Below are 24,572 nucleotides of genomic sequence, written 5' to 3'. Positions count from 1 at the left end.
AATGCGTAATGAATAATGGTAGGATAGACTCCTGTTTACCCCATTATTCATTACGCATTCTTCATTATACATTATTATACATTGCGTGCTTATTTCAGATTCATGTCGTCGATCACGCGCTGCACTTTTGCTTTGAGCGACGCGTACACGGCATCAAACTCGTCTTTGCTATTGAGCGGCTCATTTACCGAGACATAAAACTTGATTTTGGGCTCTGTGCCCGAGGGCCGGGCCGATATTTTAGTACCGTCGGCCGTGAAAAACTGCAACACGTTCGATGATTCGATACCCATCTTACCGGCCTCAATCGGGCTGGTCTGACCGTTTTCGGTCCGGGTCAGGGCTTTGTAATCATCAATCCGCACCACATCCGAACCGGCGATCTGCTTCGGCGGATTGGCCCGGAAATCGGCCATCATCTGCTGGATTTCTTCAGAACCCGATTTCCCTTTCTTGGTCAGCGACACGAGACCTTCGTAGTAGAAGCCGTTTTCCTGGTACATTTCCATCAGCATATCGAACAGGCTCAGACCCTGATCTTTAGCGTAGGCGGTTAGCTCGGCGATGATCGCGCAGGACGCAATGGCGTCTTTATCGCGCACGAAATCACCGATGAGGTATCCGTAGCTTTCTTCGCCCCCGCCAATAAACTGCTGCTGCCCTTCCAACTCCCGAATCACCTGGGCAATGTATTTGAAGCCCGTCAGTGTATTGTAGCAAGGCACCCCGGCCCGCTCGCACATGCGGTCGATGAGGTCGGTGGTTACGATGGTTTTAGCTACAAACTCTTTTCCGGTCAGCTTACCGGCATCTCGCCAGGCCCGCAGAAGGTAGAAAATAATGAGACTGGCCATCTGGTTGCCGTTGAGCAACTCAAACTCGCCATGATGGTTCCGGGCACCCGCCCCTACGCGGTCGGCATCGGGGTCGGTAGCCATCACCAGATCAGCGTTTTGCGACAGCGCCTGATCGAGCGCGAGTTGCATGGCCGCCCGCTCTTCGGGATTGGGCGACTTTACAGTCGGGAAGTTCCCATCGGGGGTTGCCTGGGCCTCTACGACGCTTACATTCTTGAACCCGAGGGCATCAAGCACGCGGGGCACGAGCGTGATACCGGTACCGTGAATCGGCGTAAACACAATATTCAGGTCCGACTGCCGGGCAATCACATCGGGGTTCACGGCATTGGTCTTGATACGCTCCACGTAGGGCGCATCCACCTCTTCGTCGATCAGCTTGATTTTGGCCGGGTCTCCGCCAAACTTGATGTCTTCTATCGACTGTACTTTTTCAACCTCGTCAATAATATTCTTGTCGTGTGGGGCTACCACCTGCGCACCGTCGTTCCAGTACACTTTATAGCCGTTGTACTCGGGCGGGTTGTGCGAAGCCGTTACCACAATACCGCTCTGGCACCCAAGCTGCCGAATGGCAAAAGAGAGTTCGGGCGTGGGGCGCAGGCTGCTGAACAAATAGACCGTGATGCCATTAGCAGCAAACACATCGGCCGCGAGCCGGGCAAACTCGGGGCTCATCCGGCGGCTATCGTGGGCAATGGCTACGCTCACATCCTGACCCGGAAAAGCGCCCGCGCCGGCGACCCGGTTTATATAGTTAGCCAGCCCCTGCGTAGCGGCCCCAACAGTGTAGCGATTCATGCGGTTAGACCCCACACCAATCACACCCCGCAACCCACCGGTACCAAACTCCAGCGAGCGGTAAAATGAGTCGGTCAGTTCGGTGGTGTTTCCCTCAGCCTGAAGCTGGCGGATAGCGGCTTTGGTGTCGTAGTCGTAGGGGCCGGTGAGCCAGCGGTCAATCTCGATTTGTGCGGCTGGGTCAATGGTTGCAGTGGTCATACCTAAATTCAGTCAGGGAATACTGTGATTTTTACTCGGCAAGATACGGTGTTGGGTTATGTAGTGCAATGCCTTCGGTAAATGCCAAAAAAAAGAGCCCTGGTCTCTGATTCGGATAAACCAGAGGCCGAAGCTGTAGAGGCTGAGCAAGATGGCTTTTCGCTAACCTGTAAGTCAGCCAGATTACACTTACCGGAATCGCTGAATGGTATAGCTTGAGGCTGTCAGGCTGGCCGGATTACCCGCCATGGCAGCGGCTCCTACCTCACCTATTCGGCCGTTAAGCGTGTAAATCTGCCCATTGAAGGCGGCATTGGTGGTAGCCCCCTCGTACCCGGCCTCATCCACCTTCACGGTGCTGGCCGTAGCCCAATTGTCGCTGCTACGGAGCTGGGTAACCCGGTTACGGTTGTTCACCACGTACAGGTCGGCGCCTATCAGGGTCATTCCATCGGCCCCGGTCAAGGTGGGCAATCCCGTAATTTCGGTGATAGCGTTGTTGCTGGCCAGATTAATCTTGTACAACTGCCCGGTAGCCGCTTTGGCAACAATCAGGAAATTACCGGGGTGGTACACAATACCGTTGAGCCCAAACTGTCCCGTGGGCGGAGCCAGCACCGGGTCATTGACCAGCACACTCGCCTGCCCGTCGGCCCCAACCCGATACACCACCGGCGCAAAGGAGTCGGTCACGTAGGCGACTCCCTGCGGGTCGAGGGCTACGTCGTTGGCAAAGTGTTGACTATTGGGGAGCAGAGCCGCCAGGTCGGTTCGGCGCTCAACCTGATTGGTAGCCAAGTTGTACACAAACAAACCGGCGGTTCGGAGCCGACTTTGGGCCGTGCTCTTACTCGAAACGCCCTGGTCACCGTTGCAAACGTAAATTTTGCCGCCAAATTCCTTGATACCAATGGCACTGATGAGCTGGGCGTCGGAAAAAAGATCCATGTACTCGCCATCATCGTCCACAGTACCTACTTTCCCCTGCGTGATCGACGTAACGAGGAATCGGTTGAGCACCGGCGAAAAGGTAATGCCCTCGGGATACTGACGGGCACTCATGAACGTGATCCGGTCGCCGAAATCGGGGGCCAGCAAATTGGGGTCGGGGTTGTTGCAGGCCGTTAATCCGAACCATGCACTCAATAGCAGGGCCGAAACCCGCCCGAGTCGGCAAACGAATGCATTCATTTTGATAGGGGTCTAGTCCTATCACTTATCTATTCTTTTTGCGAATTGTTTTATTTACTTATCCAAGTCCAACCCGGCTTCGGCCTTCGGCAGTCAGGGCACCTTTAGGGTCGCGCGTCATTTTTTTCACGAATCCAACCCTCCGGAATCGCAAGGCCGACCAATCGTTGTTGACCGCCACCATCCGAACCGGCTCAAAGCCAGCCGCGCCCATCGAGGCCCAACCGGTATCCCGATTAAACTCGCAGGTGTACGTTTTGGAGGACTGCTTCGGATACACGAGCCAGACTACCGCATCGCCCTTGGTATGGGCAGCCACCCAATTGGCCATCTGTTCCACTTGATTCAGTTGTTGAACAAAGGCCATTACAAATTGGGCGCTCTGGGTAGATTCAGGCTGTTGCCCGACCGACGTACGAGCCCCCAGAGCGGCCGTCAAGTCGGCGAGCTCGGGTGGAACATTAACCAACAGAGCGGATGCCTGATTGGTAAAATTGAGCTTTTTGATAAGGGCTTCCATACATTTGAGGCCGCTGCCGCGACTGGGAATGGGAACGCGGATTGAACAGATTTGGCGGATTTACACGAATTTTCCGACTCATTCCAATAGTCCAAAAACCGGTTTACCTCTGTCAAATCCGTTCAACCCGTGCGTCTATCAATCAAATCAAATACCGCTCAGTAACGCTGCGGGCCCGCTCGGCCGTTTCGATCAGCAACGGGTGCCGGGGCGTGGTCAACGCCGTATCGAGGTCGGCAATGGTATCCTTAAACAGCAGGTTTACCGGAATTTCGTACGTTTCAGCAGCACTTTTCTGGTACAGCAACACAGGCCGTTCGGCTCCGAACGCGGCCGTACGGTGGTACTCGGCACGGGCTTTGGTCCAGGCGTCGTCCGACGGGCCAAACGTAATGGTTTTTTCGGGAGCCGGGTTGGCTTTCCGCTCAGCAAGCCGGTCGTCGAGGTCGAGCAGGAGTTGCTTCAGCCGGAACGTATCTTTACCAGTACGGATGCGCTCCCGCAACGACTGCCGGATCAGGTACGTGAGCGAGTCGGTGAAGTTCATCCCAATCTCGGCCATCTGCTTGAAGATAAGCGAAGCGGGCGACATGCCCGGAATAGTATTCGGGTCATGCAGCAACACCCGATTATCGGGGGTCAGAAATCCGTCGATTCGCGAATACACATTGATGCCCAATCGCTTAAACACAGTCGCCACCGACTCCTGAATGAGCCGGTTATTTTCGAGCGATGTCCCTACCGGAATCCGCTTCCGGGCTACGTTGGTTTTGTATTTAGTCTGAAAGTCGAAAGCCTCGGTATTATAAATTTCGGTGGGCGGCAGGGCAATGGCCGTACCATCGTCGTCCTGAATAACACCACACGAAAACTCCTGCCCGGCAATAAATTCTTCAAACAAAAGGTCGTCTTCGGCATTGACCGAGGCAAACACCATGTTTGAGTCGGGGGCTTCTTCGGCCAGTGAGTCGAGCATACCCACCAGCTCCACCGGGCTCAGAATATAATCACCGGTGTCTTCGAGCACCAGCGGGTAACCAATTCCCGAATCCAGATTGGCAATATCCTGCGCGTATTTGTCCTTGTCTTTGTCGCTCATATCGAGCCACACGCCCGCGGGCATACATACCGTAAAGAAGCACTTATCAACGGCCTCACAGAATGCGTCCAGGTCATACGTTCGGATAATAGACACCCCAATTGACGAGCCCTGATGCGGGGCTTTGACCACGACGGGTAAGCCTAGATGCTCCACGAGTGAGGCAAAAAAGGCTCCTTTGTCGGTTTGCTCCCAGTCGTCGCGGCTGATGGTCGCCGTTTTCTTCTGCTGCCCCGTCACAAGGGCAATCAGCTCATTCTGCAAAATTTTGTTGATACCGATAGCCGAGCCAACCAGCCCCGGCCCGGTGTACGGAATTTTGTGCCACTCAAGCAAGCCCTGAATGGCGCCGTCTTCGCAGTCGGGGCCGTGCATAGCCAGAAACGCCATGTCGAAATGCTCTTCGAACCAGTCGGGCTCGATAGCCTCCATGCCGACCTCGGTGAAGATATCGTCTTCAAACGATTCGTCGTACACCGCAAACCCATCGAGGGTAGGCAGGCTGCTGCGAATCGACTCCTGCTGCAAAAAGTCGGGCTCTACTTTGTAAAACCGTCCCCAGCCGCTGACAAACACCAGCACGGGTTCGAACAACGACTTATCAATGCTTTCGTAGGCTGTACGGCCTCCCATAAATGACACCTCACGCTCGCGCGAGGGGCCACCGAAAAATATTCCGATTCTCACTGTATGGCTCTGGTTGTAACGGGAAAATGGGGTATCGGTTGATGGACCTGCGAACAAGGCCCACCTAAACTGACGCAAAGAAACAAAAAAGCCGCCTGTTGCGAACAAGCGGCTTTATCGGGATGGTTGCTAAAGTATTACCCACAACCGTTATGCAAACGCTGTGATGTTTACAGCTTCTACTTTCTTCACTTCGGGAACAGCCCGCAGAATGGCTTCTTCGAGGCCTCCTTTAAACGTCATGGCCGACATGGGGCACGAGCCGCACGAGCCCAGTAATTCAAGCCGGGCGAGGCCCTCATCGGTCACTTCCAGCACTTTCACGTTTCCGCCATCGGCTTCCAGATAGGGCCGCATAGCATCCAGTGCCCGCTCAACGCGTTCCTTCAGTTCATCATTGATGTTTGTCGCCGTCATTCGTTTGGTTCTCGTTGATAGGTAAAATTACGGGACATCGAAGAAAAAGCCAAAATTACGCCCGCTGAATCTCAACCCGCTGTGTTTGGTCGAGGCTCGCGTTCCGAATAGCCACCTGCTGCGCCAGGGCCTCGGCCGCCGACCGGAACGCTTCGGCCGCAATGGGCTCTCCGCTGATGACAACGGGCTGCCCTTCGTCGCCGGCTTCGCGGATACCCTGCACGAGCGGAATTTGCCCCAGCATCGGCACGCTGAATTTATCGGCCAATTGCTGTCCGCCCCCCTGTCCGAAAATCGGGTACCGGTGGGTAGGCAGTTCGGCCGGGGTAAACCAGGCCATATTTTCAACAACGCCCAGTACCGGTACATTAATTTGCGGCTGCCGGAACATAGCCAGACCTTTGATGGCGTCGGCAAGAGCTACCTTTTGCGGAGTGGTCACAATCACGGCCCCGGTTACGGGTACGGTTTGCACGAGCGTCAGGTGAATATCGCTGGTGCCGGGTGGCAGGTCGATGAGCAGGTAATCAAGGTCACCCCAGTTGGTATCGGCAAAAAACTGCCGCAACGCCTGACTCGCCATCGGACCGCGCCATACCACGGCGCTATCGGGTGGGGTCAGGAAACCAATCGACATGAGTTTCACGCCGTACTGCTGAATGGGTTGCAGCATATTTTTCCCGTCGATCTGCGAAACACCGGGCTGCAAATCTTCGGCGCCAAACATCACCGGCATCGATGGCCCGTAAATATCGGCATCGATAATACCGACTTTGGCCCCCGACCGATGCAGGGCAACAGCAAGGTTGGCCGTTACGGTCGATTTACCCACACCCCCTTTGCCCGAAGCCACGGCGATGATATTTTTCACACCCGGCAGCACGGGTGCGGCCATCCGGGTCGAAGTCACATCGGCAGTCATGTTGACCTTCACCTCAATGGTGGGGCCAATATGGGTATGAATGGCATCTTCGCACCGCTTCCGAATTACTTCTTTCAACGGGCAGGCGGGAGTGGTCAGTACGACCGTAAACATGACCTGGTCAACGCCCAGTTCAATATCTTTAACCATGTTCAGCGACACAATGTCGCGCTTCAGGTCTGGCTCTTCGACGTGGCCGAGAGCCTCCAACACGGATTCTTTAGATAGCTTGTAGTCAGACATGTTAGGCGAGATGAATGGTAGGTAATGAGCAACGAACCTGCCTGTCTTGCGGTTTACCGACAGACGGCCGCGCACGCTCAACACGCATTACTCATCGTTCATCACTCATCATTATGTGTTTTGTCAACCGCTCGCGTACGTCTGCAAGTTCCGCCGAGACGTCAATTCCTGCGGGGAGCGCCTGCAACCGGGCGAGGGTTTGCACCAAAAAATGCCGGTGAGCGTCGGTATAGCCCTGCAACGGCCGGTGAGCCAGTGCTTTCTGAATACCCGACCACTCCCCGATAAAGCGGCAAAGTTCCTCATCAAATGCGCTTTGGGCAAACTTTTCGTAGATGTAGGCCTGCGCCTGCGCATTAGGGTGAATCAGGTCGGCCTCGTAAAAGCGGTAATCGCGCAGGTCGTCCTGCATGATTTCATAACTCGGAAAATAATACACGTTTTCGTGCCAGACCGTCAGCTCGTGGGACAACAGCCGCAGGGTGGCCTTACTCACCGAATTGAGCGGCAGGGTATCACGGGTGTGCCGCACCGGGCTGACAGTAAGCAGCACTTTCAGCCGGGGGTTATGTTTCCTGAGGGTTTTCAGTAAGCGGTTGTATTCGGCCCGCAGGTGATCGAGCTGATACAGATACTTGTCGAATTGCGTACCGGGCACCTTATGGCAATTGGCCACTACCTGATCGGTAGCGCGGTGCCGGTACACCAAAGCCGAGCCAAACGTGAGAAATAGCCAATCAGCCTGCCGAAGGGCATCGGCGGTTTCGGCGAGCACCACCATCAGACGGTTTTTGAGCCCTTCGCGGGTAGTGGCCCAGTGGCTCGAGTGAAAATCGTGGTGCAACCAGATTCCATCGCGCTGCACGTACAGGGCCTCGTCGGGCATCTGATCCCGCAGGGCCATCGTCAGGAGCTTACTGATGGAAATAGGGTTGAAAACCGTACCAAACGGATTGTTGGTCACGGTCATTTTATGATCGGTCAGTTGCCCACCCATTACCTGCGCAAAACAGGAGCCAACGGTCACGATCCGGTCGTGAAGACCAATCGAAGCGGGCAGTTTATCGGGGGTAAGTTCTGTGTGAAAGTGCATACTTTTTAAACAAAAAAACGGCCTCTAAAAGTCCGTTTTTATCAATTATTTCACTTATATAACACCCTGACTTATAAATCTATAGCAGTCAAAAAGAGCTCCCAATTCACTGCCAGACGTTTGTATAATCAAGCGGTGCCAGTACGCCAGCCCGGTCGGTTGGGCGCTTCCATAAGTTGGTCTAACTGAAGAGAGGCCATATCGGCAGATGTATTTAAACAAATATACACAAAAAGCCCGGCTACCTGAGGGCAACCGGGCTCGTATCTATTGGTGTCGCGTAGGCGTATTGCTTATTCAGCAGCTACAACCTCAACGTTTACTTTGTGCTTCACCTCTTTGTGCAGGTCAAGCGACGCCTGGTATGTACCGAGCGTCTTCACATCGTCGATGGTAATTTTCTTCCGGTCGATGTCGAATCCTTTTTCGCGCAGGGCATCAGCAATCTGAATGCTTGTAACGCGACCAAAGATTTTACCGCTTTCACCCGCCTTAGCAGGAATCGTCAGTACGGTCTCGCCGATCTGATCAGCCAACGCCTGTGCGTCGCTCTTGATCTTTTCAGCCTTGTGAGCAGCCTGACGAATGTTTTCGGCGATCATCTTTTTGTTTGATTCACTCGCCATCATCGCATATCCCTGAGGAATCAGGTAGTTGCGGCCGTAGCCCGGCTTCACCGTCACGATGTCGTTCTTGTAGCCCAGGCCGGCAATATCGGTTTTGAGAATGATGTCCATTTTTCTAAGAGTTTATAGTTTTGGGTTTATGGTTTACGGCTTGTGTGTGCGGTTATGGCGCGCATCCAGGCCAGCAACTAAAAACTAAAAACTAAAAACCATAAACTTTTTATTTGAGTGAATCAGCTACGTACGGTAAGATGGCGATGTGGCGGGCCCGCTTTACGGCCTGACCCACTTTGCGCTGGTACTTCAGGCTGGTGCCTGTCAGACGCCGGGGCAGAATCTTGCCTTGCTCGTTGAGGAGCTTCAGCAGGAAGTTTGCGTCTTTGTAGTCGATGTACTTGATGCCTGACTTCTTGAAGCGGCAGTATTTTTTGCGGTTCTCGGTTTTCGAGACGGATTCGTTCTGTAAGCTCATGATTATTTGGCCTCCTCGGTTTCAGCTTGTTTTTTCTTACCTACTAAACCTTTGCGCTTGCGCTCGTTGTAATCAACAGCGTGCTTGTCGAGCGCAATTACTAAGTGACGCAGTACGCGCTCATCACGCAGATACTCGGTGTTCAGAGCAGCTACAATCGTACCGGGAGCCTTGAACTCAAACAGATAATAGTAACCCGTGTTCTTGTGCTGAATCGGGTAAGCCAGCTTACGCAGGCCCATGTTGTCTTCATGAACAAGTTCCGCCCCGTTATCGGTCAGCACTTTGCGGAACTTATCAACGGCGTCCTTCATCTGAGCTTCAGATAAAACGGGAGTTAAAATGAACACCGTTTCGTAGTTCTTTGGGAACATTATTGGTAAACAGTTTAAAATGAGGGTGCAAAGGTAAGGGAAAAAGGAGAATAAAAAAAGGAGATAGGAGAGAGAAGTGAGGAGATAGGAGTTGCTGACGCGTAAGCAATACTCATGCGTCAGCAACTCCTATCTCCTCCCCCACCACCCCCCCCCCCCCCCCCCCCCACCCCCCACCCCCCCCCCCCCCCCCCCCCCCACTTCTCTCTCCTATCTCCTCTCCCCCCTATTTCACCGTAAACTCGCCTTCCCCAATTTTGAAGCCCTCGGCATACACCTCTACCACGTGTCGACCTTCGTTGAAACGACTATTGGGCCGACCGTACACAAAATCGACCTGCTGACGGCTGTTGGTGAACTGGATTGATTGGGCAGCGGTGTAAATCATGCCCCTGCCATTGTAGGTAAACTCCCCCGAACCCGTTGCCATGTCGGACAGGATAGCCCCGCTGGGGTCGAGCACCCGGATGTAGATGGTTTTTTCGTTTTGCTGTGCCAGGCTGTTTTCGGCCAAGCGGAACGATACCTTGATTTTATCGAGCTGCCGGGCGCGGTAACTGCCACCGTCGCGCTCCTTACCCCGCGTATTGAGCGAGTTCACCGTGATATTCTCTGCCCTGAGGGCCGACGCAATGGTGACTTTCTGCTCCAGCTCACGGTTACGGACTGAGTACGTCGATACCGAATCCGACAGAGCAGCCCGTTCGCCACGCAGGCCCTCATTCTCTTCCGACAGGGTTCGGTTTTGAGCCGCCAACGCGCCGTTTTCCTCCCGGAGCCGGGCAATCTCCTGATCTTTCTGGGCCAGCAGCGACTCGTATTGACTTACCCGCTGCGCGTACTTTTTATTATCGAAGTTGTTGACGTTGCGGAGGTTCCGTTTGTCGGCCTCCAGCTGATCTTTCACCCGCAGGAGCGAATCCACATTACCTCCCAACCGCTGAATTTCCGTGATTTTCAGATCGAGCTGGGCCGAAATAGAATCCAGCTTAGTTTTCGTTGCCAACACCTCTTCGGTTTTGGCCGCAATGGTAACATCTTTTGTTTTTCCCATCTCCCGTTCCTGATACCAGAAATAGAGTTGGAGTACGTTGAGGGCCACCAGTACCAGTAAAGCAGCAATAAGATAATTCCGACCGTTGTTTCGTTTTTCGGAGCGAGCTTCCATAGGCGTTAAAAATAGCAACAGGGCGACTATCGGGCCCGGCACAAAGGTACAACCCCTAACCTGACCAACGACCTCTCCCGTATTCAATACAAACGTTTGACGCTGGATGTTTACCCTCTCCAACGCTCATTTTGGCGAAAAACTACTCGATTCGCTACACAACTCAAACCTATCTTTGCTAATTCTTCTTTGTAGAAGTAGGCTGCCGTATGTACGTACAGCCCCTGTCCGATGGATTTTGCCTTGTTCCGCTACTTCACTCATGACAACTATTCAGGATAACATCGCCCGGCTCGAACAAACCATCCGGGGACGAGCCCGGCTGATCGCCGTGACGAAAACAAAACCCGTTCCGATGCTCCAGGAAGCCTATGACGCGGGCTGCCGCGATTTTGGCGAGAACCGGGTGCAGGAGATGGTCGATAAGTATCCGCAGCTTCTGGCTGATATTCGGTGGCATCAGATCGGCCATCTCCAGAGTAATAAAGTGAAATACATTGCACCATTTGTGGCCCTGATTCACTCGGTCGATAGCCCGGCTTTGCTGAAAGAGATAGACAAACAAGCCCTTAAAAACAACCGGGTGATCGACTGCCTGCTCCAGATCTTTATTGCGCAGGAAGACACCAAATTCGGCCTCGACCCCGCCGAAGCCCGCGCCCTGCTACAAAGCCCTGAACTCGACGCCCTCACGCACGTGCGGGTAGTGGGCCTGATGGGACTGGCTACCAATACCGACAACGAAGAGCAGGTGCGCCAGGAGTTTCGAGGTCTGAAAATGCTGTACGACGAACTGGCCGCTATCCAACGGCCCAACGTGGCCTTTTCGGAACTGTCGATGGGTATGAGTGGTGATTACGAGCTGGCGATTGCCGAAGGCAGCACAATGGTTCGGGTGGGGAGTGCTATTTTTGGATCACGATGAAATTCTTTATTCAAACCGGGGCCCTGCTGGGCCTGCTGGGCGTGGGGCTGGGAGCCTTTGGCGCCCATGCGTTACGCAAAATGCTCGACGAAACGGGCCGGGCGGCTACGTTCGAAACGGCCGTTAAATATCAGTTTTATCACGCGTTGGCCTTAGTGCTGGTGGGCGTATTGATGCAGCTCATGAGCCAAAACCCAATGGCCTTAAAGTGGCTCAACTACGCCGGCTTGTCGTTTCTGGGCGGGGTACTTATTTTCTCCGGCTCACTGTATATTCTGTGCTTCACCGGAATTACCTGGTTGGGTGCCATCACGCCTATCGGTGGGGTACTCATGATTCTGGGCTGGGCACTGTTGTTCTGGGCCGTGAAATAAATGAGTGATTGAGTGAATGAGTGATTGAGCGAATAAATACCCCCGCCACATTCACTCATTCACCAATTCACTCATTGTTATCTCGTGAACATGCCCGCCCGGCGCGAGTCGAGCTTGAGGAAAATAAAGAGCAGAATAGAGAATGACCACAGCGACGAACCGCCGTAGCTGAAAAACGGCAACGGGATGCCAATCACGGGCATGAGGCCGATGGTCATACCGATATTGACCATAAAGTGAAAAAAGAAGATACCGGCCACGCAGTAGCCATACACCCGGTTGAACTTACTCCGCTGCTTTTCAGCCAGAATTACAATCCGCGACAACAGCCCCAGAAACAAGGCAATTACTACGGCACTCCCGATAAAGCCGTGTTCTTCACCAATTGTACAGAAAATAAAGTCGGTGCTTTGCTCGGGCACAAAGTCAAATTTGGTTTGGGTACCTTCCAGAAACCCCTTGCCCTGTAAACGCCCGGACCCGATGGCAATTTTGGCCTGTGTCACGTTCCAGCCTACCCCCAACGGATCGATGTTGGGGTTTACGAGCACCTTAATGCGGTTACGCTGGTGCTTCTGCAACACATTGTTTACGAAGAAATCAACACCCGTCACGAAGACCATCATCCCGGCAATCACAACCCCCATGCTGATAAAGTTGCGTGTGGTGCGGTTGTAACGGGGCATCAGAAACGCAAACGCTACAGCCACTGCCACCAGCCCGAAGAATATGTACAGCTTCGGGAAAACGAGTGCCAGCACAAACAGGGCCGCCAAAGCAATGCCAGCCGCCGGAATCCAGCCGGGCAATCCTTCGCGGTAGAGCATGATTACGAAGGCGGCAAATACAAGGGTAGAACCCGTTTCGTTGGAGGCAATAATCAGCAGGGCGGGCAAGCCAATAATCCCCGCAATAGGCAGCAAATCTTTGTAGCGACTCAGGTTAATACCCGGCACATCGAGGTACTTGGCCAACGCCAGGCTCGTGGCCACTTTGGTAAACTCGGCCGGCTGAATGGAAAATGCGCCGAATTTAAACCACGACCTCGACCCGTTGATGTTGGAGCCGGCAACGAGTACCAGCAGCAACATCAGAATCATGAAGCCGTAAAAAATGTAGGCAAATGAGTCGTAAAACTTGTGGTGAATGGCCAGCACACAGATCACCAGAATCACGGTGGTGCCAATCCACATAAGTTGCTTACCGGCATTTGTCGATAGGTCAAACAAGCTCGTCTGATCTTCGGGGCTGTACACCGCAGCGTACACATTGAACCAACCCATCATTACACAGCCTATGTACAGTGCAACGGTGAGCAAGTCTATATTTTGGGAAAACGGATCGTTACGGGGCATAATTACAGTAAGAAGTGGCAGTTGGCAGTGGCAGTAAGCAGTTGGGGCAGTTGGCAGTGGCAGTGGCAGTTGGCAGGAAAGCGAAAACTTGCGTCAGCACTGCCCACTGCTACTGCCTACTTACTGACCACTGCTACTCGCCACTATTGCTGGCCATCATAGGCTTGAGTTTTTCCACTTTGCGGCCGGTGTCTTTCTGCACCGGTTCGGGCTTACGAATCTGCGGAGCCTTTTTGGGACCCTTGTAGCCCGGCAGCATCGACACCGGCGGCAGCAGATACTGCTTTTTCACGTGTTCGTCGAGCTTGGTGGCTTCGGTTTTACGTTTCAGGTACCGCTCGGCAATGAGGGCTGCTACCGGGGCAGCCGCTGACCCACCCCAGCCGCCGTACTCCACAAATACGGCAATGGCAATTTTGGGGTTGTTCATGGGCGCAAATCCGATAAAAATAGAGTGGTCGTACTTGTGGCCAAACTTGTTGTTTTGGGCCGTACCGGTTTTGCCGCACAAGTCAATACCCGGAATATCGGCCATCTTGTTTACGGTACCGGCTGCAACCGCCATCCGCATTCCCTCGATCACGGGCAGGTAGTGCTGATAAGCAATATCAGTTTCGTGCCGTTTGAGGTATTCCTGCGGAATGCCCTCACCCACCCGGCCAATGCCTTTTACGTAGTGTGGCGTAATGTACCAGCCCCGGTTGGCAATAGTAGCCGCCAAATTCACGAGCTTAAGGGGGTTCACCAGCAACTCACCTTCACCGATACTGAGGGAGTAAATATTTGAAAACTTCCAGGTGTTTTTGCCCCGGTATAGCTTGTCGTAGGTTTCAACGTCGGGCAGGCTCCCTTTCAGCTCCGTAGGCAGATCGACACCCAGTTTCTGACCAATTCCAAACTTCTCCACGGCATCGTGCCACTGCCGCAAGCCAATCGCCGATGCTTTGAACGTGTTCGGATCGCCGTTGTGGTAGATCATTTTGCGGAACACGTTGTAGAAATACGGGTTACACGAAAACCGCACGGCCCCGCGCAGGTTGTTACCGCCATGACAGTGGCAGCGCATCGGTGAGCCACCGTGCCCGTACACCATATTGGGGGTAAGCGTACCCTGCTGTTGCGCAATGAGGGCCTGAATCAGCTTGAACGTAGAGCCCGGCCGGTAACTCGCCATAATCGGGCGGTTAATGAGCGGCTTGTACGGATCGCGCAGCAGCTTAACGTAATTTTTGGAAAAGTGTCGGCTCGACAGCAGGTTGGGGTCATAGGTTGGGGCAGATACCGAAACCAGAATTTCGCCGGTCGAGGGCTCCACCGCAATCACACTACCGATCCGGTTCTGCATGAGGCTGTCGGCGTATTTCTGCACCTCTACATCGATGCCGGTATAAAGGTTCTTACCCGCTACGGCGGCAGTATCGTACAGGCCATTTTTGAACGACCCTTTGGCCACCCCCCGCACATTCTGCATCACAAACTTGACGCCCCGACGACCACGCAGCACCTCTTCGTACTGCTCTTCAAGCCCATTATGACCAATATAATCGCCCTGCCGATAGTAGGGGATCTCCTGATTTTCGAGCTGCTTTTTGCTTATTTCCGACACATACCCGAGCGCATTCGACAAGGTACGGGCCGGGTATGTCCGCATGGAGCTCATGCGCGGCTCAAAGCCCCGGTAGTCGACGAGGGCATCCTGAATACGGGCAAAATCTTCTTTGGAGAGCTGACGAACAAACAGCGACGGCTTTACGGGCGAGTACTCCTTGGCCAGGTTCATGATGCTGTCGAACTCGGCACGCGTCATTTCCATCATCCGGCAAAAGGCCGTCGTGTCGGGAATGCGTACTTGCTTAGGCGTCACGTACAGGTCGTATACAGGCGTGTTGTACACAATGAGTTTCCCGTTTCGATCGTAAACCTGACCCCGGTACGGAATTTCAATGACCCGTTTGATGGAGTTGTTCGACGATTCGAGCGAGTAACTGTCGTCTAAAATCTGGAGATAAAACAAGCGGGACAGATATATCAGCCCGACGAGGCAGAAAGCGCCGATGATGATATACTTACGATTCTCTAACATGAGACAAAATTCCGGAAATCCAAACTACGCAATTCAAACCCACTACAAAGTTAGAGCATAAGATATGGATAAGGAAGAGTACGGAATGAATAATACGCAGTTTCCCACTTTCCTCCTCTCCTCCCTTCTCTTTATCACCACCCCCGTGCCGTGGTTCTGATCCGGCACAGATACCCGTCGGCGGTGATGTAGAGCGTACGCCCATCGGCATCACCCCAACCACAGTTGGCGGTAGCCTGTCCTGTATCAATTCGGCCCAGCAACGTACCGTCGGGGGCAATCACGAGCACCCCACCGGGCCCTGTGCTCCACACGTTGCCGTCGCGGTCGGTTTTGAGGCCGTCGGGCAGGCCGGGCAGGTTTTGTTTCAACAACGCCGAGGCATCGAAAAACACCCGCCCTTTCCCAACTGAGCCATCGGGTTGCATGGGATACGCCATAATAACAGGCCGGTTAGGGTCCGACTGGGCAATGTACAGGGTTTTCTCGTCGGGCGAGAACGTGATCCCGTTGGGGCGGGTCAGGTCGTCGATTAGTAACGACACCCGGCCGGGCTTACCCCCTTCGGCCAAGGTAGCCCGGTACACGCCAAACAGGGGCGTTTCGCGGGTGGGGTCTTTTTCTTTACCGGCCAAACCATAAGGCGGGTCGGTGAAGTAGTAGCTACCATTGCTATGCACCACTACATCGTTGGGGGCGTTGAATCGCTTGCCCTCGTAGTGGTCAGCTACGGTGCGTTTACCGCCCCCGCTCAGCGGCATCACCGACACCCGCCGGTCGCCGTGTTCGCAGAGCACGAGCCGCCCCTGCGCGTCGAGGGTTAGCCCGTTGGAGCCCGGTTCGTCGCTATACACGCCGGTGCCGGTATAACCCGACGGTTTCAGGAACGTCGATAAACCGTCTTTCTCCGACCACTTAAACACGGTATTCTGGGGTACATCGGAAAATAGCAAATAATTGCCCTGTTTCACCCAAATCGGCCCTTCGGCCCAGGTAAACCCACTCGCGAGTACGTCGATCTGCGCGTCTTTGGGCACGAGTTTATCCAGGCGGGGGTCTAACCGAACCACTTTACCAATAGTGGGCAACGGCTGGGCCTGCCCCGTAATCAGAACGCCCAGCAACAGGGCTATACTAAGCGATGTTTTCATGGTAGTAACATTTCATGCACAAGTTTACACAATTCATGCAGGAAACAGACAGGGGTGTAGAAGCGACACTTTTTCGTTACTTATTTTTGCGGCTCGCTTTGCAAACCGTATGGCTCACCGCTACCTCTACGTACTTCTTATTCTGTTTTTTACGGCCCCAACGCTGGCCCAAACCGACGCCCAGATTTTCGCCCCCGACTCGGTTCGGCGGCTTCTGAAAGCTACCCCGACTTCGGCACCGATCCGGGTCGATGGGCGGCTCGACGATGCTGCCTGGCAACGAGCCGCCCGCGCCAACAACTTTGTGATGGTAGAGCCGGTACAAGGCAACCGGGCTACGCATGATACCGAGGTACGGGTGCTGTTCAACGCGCAATACCTGTACGTGGGGGCTTTTTGCCGTGACTCATCGGGCAGACGCGGTATCCGGGCCACCGATTTCCGGCGCGACTTTAACCACCGGGCGCACGACTTTTTTGCTATCGCCATCGACGGGTTCAACGACCGGCGCAACGCTATGATGCTCGCTACCAACCCCTACGGCACGCAACGTGACCTGCTTTCGTTCGACGATTTGCTGTACGATACCGACTGGGATGGGCTGTGGCGCGTGCGAACCATGCGCACCGACTCGGGCTGGACCGCCGAATTTGCCATTCCGTGGCAAACCCTCCGCTACCCCAAATCTGCCGACTCGACCCAGACGTGGGGCATCAACTTTTTTCGGAACCGACGCATGACCAACGAGCAATCGGGCTGGTCGCGGTACCCGCGGGCTTTTTCGGGCCTGCGTATGGACTATGCCGGGCAGGTAGCGGGGCTTACCCCGCCCCCACCCGCCACCAACATTCGGGTACAACCGTATTTGCTCACCTCGTTTGACCGGTACCGCAGCACCGAAGCGGGCTCGGGTCAAAGCCGCACGTTACACGACGAGACCGTGAAGCTGGGGGGCGAAATCAAGTGGGCTATCAACCCCAATACTGTTCTCGACCTGACCGCAAACACCGACTTTGCCCAGGCCGACGCCGACCGGCAGGTAAACAACGTGACCCGGTTTTCGGTATTTTTCCCCGAACGGCGGCAGTTCTTTCTTGAAAACGCCAGCCTGTTCGGCACGGGTGTAGGTCCCGGCGACGACCTCTCGGGCGGGGCTATGCGGATTCAGCCCTTTTTCAGCCGCCGGATTGGTCTCGACGACGCGGGCAACCCCATTCCGATTGATGCCGGAGCCCGGCTCGTGTACCGCTCGCTCAAACGCAACTACGGGGGGCTGCTCATGCGGCAGCGCGGCACCGACCAAAGCCCCACCACGACCTTTGCCGTGGGCCGGTATTCGCAGAATATTGGCAAGCAAAGCCGGTTGGGCGGCCTGATGACCGTGAAGCAACAAAACGAACTGACCCTAAGCCCCGACTCGACCCGCCCCGGAGTGACGAATCTGGTGGGCGCATTCGATGGATTTTTTCGAATCAACGAATCACACTCGCTCAGTACGATGGTGATGCAGTCGGCCTCCACCGACGGGCGCGACCGGGGTATGGCGGCCTACGCGCAGTATTACTACACCACCAATCAGGTCAAATTCTGGTGGACTCAGTCGGTGGTCACCAAACACTTTAATCCGGGCGTGGGGTTTGTTTCGCGCAGCGATGTAATTGCCACTACACCGGGGGTATTCTGGTATTACCGGGGCAAGTACCTGCCCGCCCGGCGGCTCATTCGGGCGTTTGAGCCGGGTATCTGGGCCGAGTTTTACCATCAGGCCTCAACCGGGCGGCTCACCGAACGTCAGTTTGTGATCAATCCGGTCTGGTTTAATTTCCAGCGTGGAGGCTTTTTTGGGGTGGTGATTACCCCTACCCACCAAAACCTGACGGAAGAATTTGTCCCTCTTGGCGTGCGGATTGGGCCGGGCGTGTACAATTACACCCGCTACCAGATGTACCTCGGCAGCGATGCCTCGCGCAAACTGTCGGTATCGACCAACTACGAGCTGGGCCGCTATTACAACGGTCGGCTGGGTACGTTCGATCTGGCCGTGCGGTACGCTCCGCTTCCCAACCTGTCGCTGGCGGGCCGCTGGGTGGGCAACCGGTTCCATGAAGTCGGCGAAAGCCTGTCCAACACGGTGGTCGACCTATACTCGATAGAAGGGCGGCTGGCTTTGAATCCGCGGCTGCAACTGATTGGGTTTTATCAGCAAAACATCACCAACCGGCAGCGCCTGGGGGCCCGCGACACGTACAACATCCGGTTATCGTGGGAGTACCGGCCGTTGTCGTTTCTGTACGTGGTATTCAACCGGCGGGTGCAGGACGGCATCACGCGCCAGAACGAACAGCACGTAATTGCCAAACTGAGCTATCTAAAGCAGTTTTGAACCACAAACACAAAAGGGCCACTGCTCCATGCAGTGGCCCTTGTCATGATTGGTGAGATTGGGCACGCAAACCGCCGTAGCGGTTATTTTCAATAGCCCGGATACCCCGGCCGACGATACGGGCCGTTGCCCCGGTTGCCGTACTGATCCCGGTAGGGTTGCACCCGGTTGAGCACAATAGCCCGCTGACGGGGCGTCATCACACTCAGCATATCGCCGAATTTCTGCCGCTGCATCTGCCGGAAACGAGGGTCGCGCGGGCTAACCCGAAAGCGGTCGTAATAGGCGTCGATGCGTTCCATTTCGCGCCGTTGGGCCCGGCTCAGGTCCAGTTCATCGCGCCAATGTCCGCGCCAGAACTCGTGATCGAAGCGGTATTCATCGGGGCCGTATCCATCCCAGTTCCGCCGACGCCAATCGTCGCCGTAGTAGCCCCGGTCATAACCATAATCGCGGTCACGATCCCGGTAATCGGGTCGGCCATACGGGGGTTGTCCGTACGAATTGGGGTTGCGGTGATACGACTGCGCGGGGGCGTCAGTGGGGGTTTGGGCCGAAACGGTCGTGAGCGTAATCAGACCGAAAGCAAGTACCGAAAATAAGCGTGTGTAGTTCATGGCGGATTTGTTGTTTACTGGTCAAATCTGCCGGTTGGATAAGGCTTGCCCCGAAAGGTTTAACGGGGGGCAAAAAAGATATGCCCTCCCGATACTTCTTCTTACTCAACCCCTACTTCCGCTTTACTCGTCCCGACTTTGCCACTCAACGTAGTGCCTTCGGCTACGAGCCGGAGCTTCGTTTTAGCATCGGAGGCATAGAAAGTCACGCGCACTTTCCCATCGGGGCCGGTCTTTACCATTGGGGCCCAGTGCAGCGTCGCCCGGAAATCAGGACGTGCCGGGCCATCAACGGCCGATCGCGGCCCGGCCGCTTTATCATACCGGGGGGCGTAAAACTCCCGCACGGGGGTGTAGCCCATCAGGCGGGTAGCAAGCGTGCCGGGGGTTGGTGTTTGGCTGTAGTCATAATCGGGTGAGCCCCGCCGGGTCAGTACGTTGATAACCCCACCGGCCCCGTTGGAGCCCGCCATAATGGTGGCCCCTCCGCCCGTCAACACATCGACCGCTTCGATGTCTGAAACCGGAATATTAATCACCGCATCTTTGCTGATTGGCATACCGTCTAAGAAAAATGCGGGTTCAATGGGGCCGCCCATGTTTACCGCCCCCCGAATCTGCACGCGGGCATCGAACCCCGAACCCGTCACCTGCACGCCGGGCACCCGGCTCCGCACCACGTCCAGAAACGTCAGAGCCCCGCTCCGGTTCATATCGTCGAATTTCACCGTGCGGTCGGGGGTTGAGTACAGCATCCGGCGCGAATCAGGTTTCTCGCGTTTGGCCTTTACAGTTACGGCTTCGAGCAGCACCTCCTTGTTGCGCCGAATCTGCCGCTCAATCTCCAGATACTCATTGGTTCGTTTCAGAAACTCCTCAATGGCTTCAGGGCCGAGCAAAAACGGGTTGTAGGGCACCCTGGTGACCCGTACCGTAGGTTTAAGCACCTGATCGAGCGTAATCAGATACCCCCGGTTATTGCCTCGTTCGCCCAGAGCCTGAATAAACACACCGGTAGAGTCGTACAGATCAAGGTCGCCCGTTACGAAACGCCCCTTCTCGTCGGCCTGCCCCATCAGCACCTCGCGGGTACTGTCTTTTTTGGCGAGCATAAACATCAGGTTTGCCTTTTCGGCGGGTTTGCTGTTGGCACGGCTGATCTGCCCCGTCAGCGTAATCCCTTCTTCGAGCGGATAGCGAATGGGAGGAATCGTGCCCGCCAGCACATCGGTCCAGGTAAACCGACGCCAGCCCTGCGTCATCATGAGTTGATCGGCCTGCATAGCCCGGTCGGAGTTGGCGTCGTCGGTGTACAGGCCCGGCTCTTCCACCGTTCCCACCAGATCGGAGGTGAGCAGCAGGTGCGACACAATAGAGGCCGGGTGGCTGGCCATTGTGGGAGCCATGTTGAGGTCGGTAGCGGCCAGCGAGAGGGTGGCCTGGGCGGGCTTGCCCTCGGGGTCGGTCACGGTTACGTCGACTTCAATGGCCTCGCGGGGACGCACGGTGGCTTTGGCGGGGGTGAGTGCCACCCGCAGCCGGTCGCGCCGGTCAATGAAAATAAGCCGCTCGCTTACAGGCGTATTTTTCTCATCGAACAAGGTAAGTTGCGTAATCCCGTCGGGCAGTTTATCGCGCGGAATCTGAATCAGGAGCGACTTTCGGCTCAACGGCCCCTCAGCGGCATGAACCACCACGCCCCGGGTCTGGGCCACGAGCGTAATGCGCCCGGCAGCCGCATCGGCGGGGGCCGGTTTGTTGTGCTGCACAAACACCTTCACTACGTTGGGGTTGCTGAGGTTATCAACAGTCATCACAAACCCAACGGGTTGTACCGCGGGCAGCGGGTACGGGTAGTAGGTTTTGGCCGGATCGCCGGTGAGCCGTACAAAGGCCGTGTAGGTCTGATTAGGCTCGGGCTGCAGCGCGAAATTGCCCATGCCCCGGTGCAGGCTCGAAAACCCCATTACGGTATCCTTAGCGGTATTGAGCACGAAGCCCTCCACATCGAGCCCTTTGCCCGTTGTGCTGACCGCCTTGAAAGCCACCCGCCCCGACAGACCCAATACCAGATTGCCGCCTTCGGGCAAAAACTGCACATCAGGCTTAAGATTGGGGGGAGTCGCGTTGGCCGTCGGCTTGTTATCTGACCGGATCAGGGTCAGCGTTTTGGAGAAATAATACGCTTCCGGAAAATTGCGCATCCAGCTCGTGTAGGCGTGCAGGAGGTACGTTCCGGTCGGGAGCGAATCGGGCAGGGCCAGTTGGCCGGGAGCCTGCCCCTGCGTTGCCTTCAGCTTGATCTGTTGCACTACTTCGCTTTTCCGGGCATCAATCAGGTCGACGTACAGCACCCGGCTCACCGAGTCGACATTGTGCAGAATCCCGTCGAACAAATACCCCTTGAGCCAGATAGTCTCGCCGGGCACATACACGTCGCGGTCGGTTTGCAGATACACTTTTTCGCGCGGGTACTGCCCGTTGTACGCCTTCAGCTTTTCGATTAGGGTGTTCACAAAGGCTTCGTCGACCAGACGAAATGCCGTTACACTGACACAAATACAAAGAAAAATGACCCGAACAGGTAAAGTCCTAAACATGTGGATATAGAGTAGGTTTTAGGGGGAATGGGTTTGTATAAAAATTATCGCCTATAATTTAGCCAAAAAACAGTAACCCGATATGACTTCCTCTTCATCTAAAACAGCGTTAGTCATTGGGGCTACGGGGCTGATCGGTACTCACCTCACGCAACAACTCTGCCAGTCGGGCCATTACGAGCGCGTTAAAATCCTGGTTCGTAAGCCGTTCAGTTTCCAACACCCCCGTCTTCAGGAAATCCAATTTGATTTCGACCATCCGAACGGCTTGCTCACCCAGGCCGACGATATTTTTTGTTGCCTTGGCACCACCATGAAACAGGCAGGCTCGAAAGAGGCTTTCCGGCGGGTCGATTATGACTACCCCATGCGCATTGCCCGGCTCGGACGCGAACAGGGTGCCCGGCAGTTTTCTATCGTAACGGCAATGGGGTCCGATGTAAGCTCCCTGTTTTTTTACAACCGGGTCAAGGGTGAGGTTGAGCGCGACCTTGCCAAGCTAAACTACCCCACCCTACTCATTTACCGACCCTCACTCCTGCTCGGCGACCGTGCAGAAGCCCGGCTGGGTGAAAAAATTGGCGAGGGAATCATGAAGGTTCTCAACCCCCTGATTCCCTCGAAATATAAAGCCATTCCTGGCGAAAAAGTAGCCCGAGCCATGTGCACCACCGCCCAGCAGGGCCTCACGGGGCTGCACGTGTTCGACTCGGCGGCTATGCAGGCTTATTGAACCGGGCGAGCGGCTTTCCGCAGGGTATTTTCGAGCACCACCACGCCCGTCTGCGATTTGGCCCAGCTATCGGCCCAGTACACGGGCGTGGGCGACACCGACTTGTAGAACGACCCCAGCGCAATGTCGTCGTCGCCATCGCCGTCCATATCCCCGGCGTCCATTACGAGCCAACGGCCCGTATCGGCCCCGGTCCAGGTACGGGGTTTAAACGTCAGATTACCCGTATTTTCGAGGTACACAAACACCTGAGCGGGTTTCTTACCGGCATCGTCCATCACCGGAAAAAACGAAATAGCCGCCAAATCCACGTCGCCATCGCGGTCGAAATCGCGGGCTACCACCTGCTGAGCACCGGGCATCGGGTAAAACCAGGCCTCTTTTTTGAAACCAAATTTACCGTCGTTCAGATACACCCGGATACCGTGAAAGGGCTTGTCTATTTTCGAATAGTCGGCGTTATCGCCATTGGTACATACCAGATCGAGGTGCCCATCGCGGTTCATATCCACCAGTTCAAAGTACGACGACCCGTACACGGGTGGCAAACGCAACACGGTCTCTTTGCGGAACCGGCCGTTGCGGTCGTTGTAGAATACGGCAATCTGTTCGTCGCCCTGCGCGAGTAAGGCAACCACATCGGGCCAGCCATCTTTATCAACGTCGTGGACGAGTGTCCGGCGGGCACCGGGTACGGCATCGAGCACCACTTCACGGTATGTATTACCCTCATTGATATAGGCGCTTAACCGCCCCACGTTATGCCCAAACTCCGACACAATCCAGTCAGGCTTGCCGTTACGGTCGAGGTCGGCGGTGGTCAGCTGCACGGGTCGGCGGAGCGTATCCACCACGGCTTTACCCCCCATCCAGAGTTTACCCGCAGCCCGGTCGTTCGGGTCCATAATGCCCATGAGCAGATACGCATAGTCGGTCCGGCCGGGTACGCGCACCGCATCTGAAGGCGGGCTGGGCAGGTGCATGGAGTCGGTGCGGGCAAGGTTGCCACTCAGCGTAATGAGATCACCCCGGCGGTTACCCACCCGCAGCGAGCGGCTCGCCGAGTCGATACGGACAAACGTGGTAAAAGGCGGCAGGGGCTGCTTAGGCACTTTAGGCGTAAACAGGCTCAGCTCGGCCGGTGCCGCCGGGGCAGGCAGCGTCAGTTTGGCCGGGGCTTTGGTCAGGTAAAAGTTGACAATTTTAAGCCAGTTTTCGCGCGAGATGGTCGGCTGGGCGGGGTAATATCCCAACCGGATGCCCTCGTTCAGCTCCTCGACCTGCGCGCCGTAGCGGCCTACCGATGCCGTATCGGAGAGATAGCCCATTCGGAGAGCCATGCGGGGCAGTACGCCGTTTTGCCACGTATCTTTGTCCAGAACGCTCGGGTCGGTGTACAAATGGCAACTGCCGCAGTAGGCTACAGCCAGCTCTTCGCCGGTGGGTTGGGTACGGGTGCACCCGGCGGGCGCCCACACGAGCATGGCCGCCCCAACGAGCCAGAAACCAATTAGTTGGATCTTGAAACTTACCTTCATGTAAAAATTTGACAGTTTTTGGAGGTTTCGTCTGTCATCTTTAGTGGGCCAAAAACGGCAAACTACGCCCCAATTGGGTGGGTCTGTTAGGCGAAACTTTTTTGCACCACAAACCAAAAACGAAAAACCCTAAACCCCAAAC

General features: G+C 55.2%; 21 protein-coding genes. 4 read left to right on the top strand and 17 right to left on the bottom strand.

The window, feature by feature from the left end; genetic code table 11:
- Positions 1-89: 89 nt before the first annotated feature.
- The 11 genes from F5984_RS22810 to F5984_RS22760 form a co-directional block, all read right to left on the bottom strand.
- Complete coding sequence (locus tag F5984_RS22810) at positions 90-1,859, bottom strand: phospho-sugar mutase (RefSeq protein WP_152126531.1); 1,770 nt, start codon at positions 1,857-1,859, stop codon at positions 90-92.
- Positions 1,860-2,048: 189 nt separating this feature from the next.
- On the bottom strand, positions 2,049-3,050 hold the full coding sequence (locus F5984_RS22805; RefSeq protein ID WP_152126530.1) for a gluconolaconase: 1,002 nt from the start codon (positions 3,048-3,050) through the stop codon (positions 2,049-2,051).
- Positions 3,051-3,108: 58 nt separating this feature from the next.
- Positions 3,109-3,570 (bottom strand): hypothetical protein, encoded by a 462-nt coding sequence (locus F5984_RS22800; protein WP_152126529.1) that lies wholly within the window; start codon positions 3,568-3,570, stop codon positions 3,109-3,111.
- A gap of 142 nt (positions 3,571-3,712) precedes the next feature.
- Positions 3,713-5,356 (bottom strand): D-alanine--D-alanine ligase family protein, encoded by a 1,644-nt coding sequence (locus tag F5984_RS22795; RefSeq protein WP_152126528.1) that lies wholly within the window; start codon positions 5,354-5,356, stop codon positions 3,713-3,715.
- Between the two features lie 150 nt (positions 5,357-5,506).
- Positions 5,507-5,773 carry a NifU family protein gene (locus F5984_RS22790; RefSeq protein ID WP_152126527.1) on the bottom strand — a complete coding sequence of 89 codons (267 nt, stop codon included), beginning with the start codon at positions 5,771-5,773 and terminating at the stop codon, positions 5,507-5,509.
- 55 nt (positions 5,774-5,828) lie between these two features.
- The gene (locus F5984_RS22785) at positions 5,829-6,938 is read right to left on the bottom strand and encodes an Mrp/NBP35 family ATP-binding protein (RefSeq protein ID WP_152126526.1); all 1,110 of its coding nucleotides are present in this window, start codon (positions 6,936-6,938) and stop codon (positions 5,829-5,831) included.
- A gap of 91 nt (positions 6,939-7,029) precedes the next feature.
- Entirely contained in the window at positions 7,030-8,031 is a 1,002-nt protein-coding gene (locus tag F5984_RS22780) for a GSCFA domain-containing protein (protein WP_152126525.1), read from the bottom strand.
- A gap of 293 nt (positions 8,032-8,324) precedes the next feature.
- The gene (rplI, locus tag F5984_RS22775; protein WP_152126524.1) at positions 8,325-8,768 is read right to left on the bottom strand and encodes a 50S ribosomal protein L9; all 444 of its coding nucleotides are present in this window, start codon (positions 8,766-8,768) and stop codon (positions 8,325-8,327) included.
- Positions 8,769-8,877: 109 nt separating this feature from the next.
- A complete protein-coding gene (rpsR, locus tag F5984_RS22770) occupies positions 8,878-9,129 on the bottom strand; it encodes a 30S ribosomal protein S18 (RefSeq protein WP_019988264.1) in 252 nt (83 codons plus the stop codon).
- A gap of 2 nt (positions 9,130-9,131) precedes the next feature.
- Positions 9,132-9,503 carry a 30S ribosomal protein S6 gene (gene rpsF, locus F5984_RS22765; RefSeq protein ID WP_019988265.1) on the bottom strand — a complete coding sequence of 124 codons (372 nt, stop codon included), beginning with the start codon at positions 9,501-9,503 and terminating at the stop codon, positions 9,132-9,134.
- A gap of 226 nt (positions 9,504-9,729) precedes the next feature.
- Entirely contained in the window at positions 9,730-10,671 is a 942-nt protein-coding gene (locus F5984_RS22760; RefSeq protein WP_152126523.1) for a TMF family protein, read from the bottom strand.
- A 262-nt stretch (positions 10,672-10,933) separates the two neighbouring features.
- Between F5984_RS22760 and F5984_RS22755 the strand changes: the two genes are divergently transcribed.
- Positions 10,934-11,596: a YggS family pyridoxal phosphate-dependent enzyme gene (locus F5984_RS22755; protein ID WP_152126522.1), complete on the top strand. Its 663-nt coding sequence runs from the start codon at positions 10,934-10,936 to the stop codon at positions 11,594-11,596.
- The gene (locus F5984_RS22750) at positions 11,593-11,970 is read left to right on the top strand and encodes a DUF423 domain-containing protein (protein ID WP_152126521.1); all 378 of its coding nucleotides are present in this window, start codon (positions 11,593-11,595) and stop codon (positions 11,968-11,970) included. Before F5984_RS22755 ends, F5984_RS22750 begins: the two co-directional genes overlap by 4 nt.
- 77 nt (positions 11,971-12,047) lie before the next feature.
- Here F5984_RS22750 and rodA read toward each other — a convergent pair whose 3' ends face one another.
- The 3 genes from rodA to F5984_RS22735 all read right to left on the bottom strand — a co-directional run bounded on the left by rodA (position 12,048) and on the right by F5984_RS22735 (position 16,559).
- Positions 12,048-13,325 carry a rod shape-determining protein RodA gene (gene rodA / locus F5984_RS22745; RefSeq protein ID WP_152126520.1) on the bottom strand — a complete coding sequence of 426 codons (1,278 nt, stop codon included), beginning with the start codon at positions 13,323-13,325 and terminating at the stop codon, positions 12,048-12,050.
- 133 nt (positions 13,326-13,458) lie between these two features.
- The gene (locus F5984_RS22740; protein ID WP_152126519.1) at positions 13,459-15,408 is read right to left on the bottom strand and encodes a penicillin-binding transpeptidase domain-containing protein; all 1,950 of its coding nucleotides are present in this window, start codon (positions 15,406-15,408) and stop codon (positions 13,459-13,461) included.
- A 134-nt stretch (positions 15,409-15,542) separates the two neighbouring features.
- Positions 15,543-16,559 (bottom strand): SMP-30/gluconolactonase/LRE family protein, encoded by a 1,017-nt coding sequence (locus tag F5984_RS22735; protein WP_185155623.1) that lies wholly within the window; start codon positions 16,557-16,559, stop codon positions 15,543-15,545.
- A gap of 109 nt (positions 16,560-16,668) precedes the next feature.
- Between F5984_RS22735 and F5984_RS22730 the strand changes: the two genes are divergently transcribed.
- Complete coding sequence (locus F5984_RS22730; RefSeq protein ID WP_152126518.1) at positions 16,669-18,942, top strand: carbohydrate binding family 9 domain-containing protein; 2,274 nt, start codon at positions 16,669-16,671, stop codon at positions 18,940-18,942.
- Between the two features lie 89 nt (positions 18,943-19,031).
- Here the strand turns inward: F5984_RS22730 and F5984_RS22725 are convergent, their stop codons facing one another.
- The gene (locus F5984_RS22725) at positions 19,032-19,559 is read right to left on the bottom strand and encodes a hypothetical protein (RefSeq protein WP_152126517.1); all 528 of its coding nucleotides are present in this window, start codon (positions 19,557-19,559) and stop codon (positions 19,032-19,034) included.
- A gap of 101 nt (positions 19,560-19,660) precedes the next feature.
- The gene (locus F5984_RS22720) at positions 19,661-22,159 is read right to left on the bottom strand and encodes a TonB-dependent receptor plug domain-containing protein (protein ID WP_152126516.1); all 2,499 of its coding nucleotides are present in this window, start codon (positions 22,157-22,159) and stop codon (positions 19,661-19,663) included.
- A gap of 82 nt (positions 22,160-22,241) precedes the next feature.
- Here F5984_RS22720 and F5984_RS22715 point away from each other — a divergent pair, with 82 nt between their 5' ends.
- Positions 22,242-22,892, top strand: coding sequence for an oxidoreductase (locus F5984_RS22715; protein ID WP_152126515.1), 651 nt, complete (start codon positions 22,242-22,244; stop codon positions 22,890-22,892).
- On the opposite strand, the gene F5984_RS22710 is transcribed toward F5984_RS22715, so the two are convergent.
- Positions 22,886-24,430: an FG-GAP repeat domain-containing protein gene (locus tag F5984_RS22710; protein ID WP_152126514.1), complete on the bottom strand. Its 1,545-nt coding sequence runs from the start codon at positions 24,428-24,430 to the stop codon at positions 22,886-22,888. The two genes, F5984_RS22715 and F5984_RS22710, sit on opposite strands and share 7 nt — an antisense overlap.
- Positions 24,431-24,572: the final 142 nt, after the last annotated feature.

The organism is Rudanella paleaurantiibacter (assembly GCF_009184635.1).
In the GTDB taxonomy this organism is placed as follows: domain Bacteria; phylum Bacteroidota; class Bacteroidia; order Cytophagales; family Spirosomataceae; genus Rudanella; species Rudanella paleaurantiibacter.
This window is presented reverse-complemented; position numbering and strand designations above follow the sequence as displayed.

Excerpts from the sequence above, each read along its gene's own strand:
- F5984_RS22810 (WP_152126531.1), bottom strand. The coding sequence starts at position 1,859 with ATGACCACTGCAACCATTGACCCAGCCGCACAAATCGAGATTGACCGC.
- F5984_RS22805 (WP_152126530.1), bottom strand. The coding sequence starts at position 3,050 with ATGAATGCATTCGTTTGCCGACTCGGGCGGGTTTCGGCCCTGCTATTG.
- F5984_RS22800 (WP_152126529.1), bottom strand. The coding sequence starts at position 3,570 with ATGGAAGCCCTTATCAAAAAGCTCAATTTTACCAATCAGGCATCCGCT.
- F5984_RS22790 (WP_152126527.1), bottom strand. The coding sequence starts at position 5,773 with ATGACGGCGACAAACATCAATGATGAACTGAAGGAACGCGTTGAGCGG.
- F5984_RS22785 (WP_152126526.1), bottom strand. The coding sequence starts at position 6,938 with ATGTCTGACTACAAGCTATCTAAAGAATCCGTGTTGGAGGCTCTCGGC.
- F5984_RS22780 (WP_152126525.1), bottom strand. The coding sequence starts at position 8,031 with ATGCACTTTCACACAGAACTTACCCCCGATAAACTGCCCGCTTCGATT.
- rplI (WP_152126524.1), bottom strand. The coding sequence starts at position 8,768 with ATGGACATCATTCTCAAAACCGATATTGCCGGCCTGGGCTACAAGAAC.
- rpsR (WP_019988264.1), bottom strand. The coding sequence starts at position 9,129 with ATGAGCTTACAGAACGAATCCGTCTCGAAAACCGAGAACCGCAAAAAA.
- rpsF (WP_019988265.1), bottom strand. The coding sequence starts at position 9,503 with ATGTTCCCAAAGAACTACGAAACGGTGTTCATTTTAACTCCCGTTTTA.
- F5984_RS22760 (WP_152126523.1), bottom strand. The coding sequence starts at position 10,671 with ATGGAAGCTCGCTCCGAAAAACGAAACAACGGTCGGAATTATCTTATT.
- F5984_RS22755 (WP_152126522.1), top strand. The coding sequence starts at position 10,934 with ATGACAACTATTCAGGATAACATCGCCCGGCTCGAACAAACCATCCGG.
- F5984_RS22750 (WP_152126521.1), top strand. The coding sequence starts at position 11,593 with ATGAAATTCTTTATTCAAACCGGGGCCCTGCTGGGCCTGCTGGGCGTG.
- rodA (WP_152126520.1), bottom strand. The coding sequence starts at position 13,325 with ATGCCCCGTAACGATCCGTTTTCCCAAAATATAGACTTGCTCACCGTT.
- F5984_RS22740 (WP_152126519.1), bottom strand. The coding sequence starts at position 15,408 with ATGTTAGAGAATCGTAAGTATATCATCATCGGCGCTTTCTGCCTCGTC.
- F5984_RS22735 (WP_185155623.1), bottom strand. The coding sequence starts at position 16,559 with ATGAAAACATCGCTTAGTATAGCCCTGTTGCTGGGCGTTCTGATTACG.
- F5984_RS22730 (WP_152126518.1), top strand. The coding sequence starts at position 16,669 with ATGGCTCACCGCTACCTCTACGTACTTCTTATTCTGTTTTTTACGGCC.
- F5984_RS22725 (WP_152126517.1), bottom strand. The coding sequence starts at position 19,559 with ATGAACTACACACGCTTATTTTCGGTACTTGCTTTCGGTCTGATTACG.
- F5984_RS22720 (WP_152126516.1), bottom strand. The coding sequence starts at position 22,159 with ATGTTTAGGACTTTACCTGTTCGGGTCATTTTTCTTTGTATTTGTGTC.
- F5984_RS22715 (WP_152126515.1), top strand. The coding sequence starts at position 22,242 with ATGACTTCCTCTTCATCTAAAACAGCGTTAGTCATTGGGGCTACGGGG.
- F5984_RS22710 (WP_152126514.1), bottom strand. The coding sequence starts at position 24,430 with ATGAAGGTAAGTTTCAAGATCCAACTAATTGGTTTCTGGCTCGTTGGG.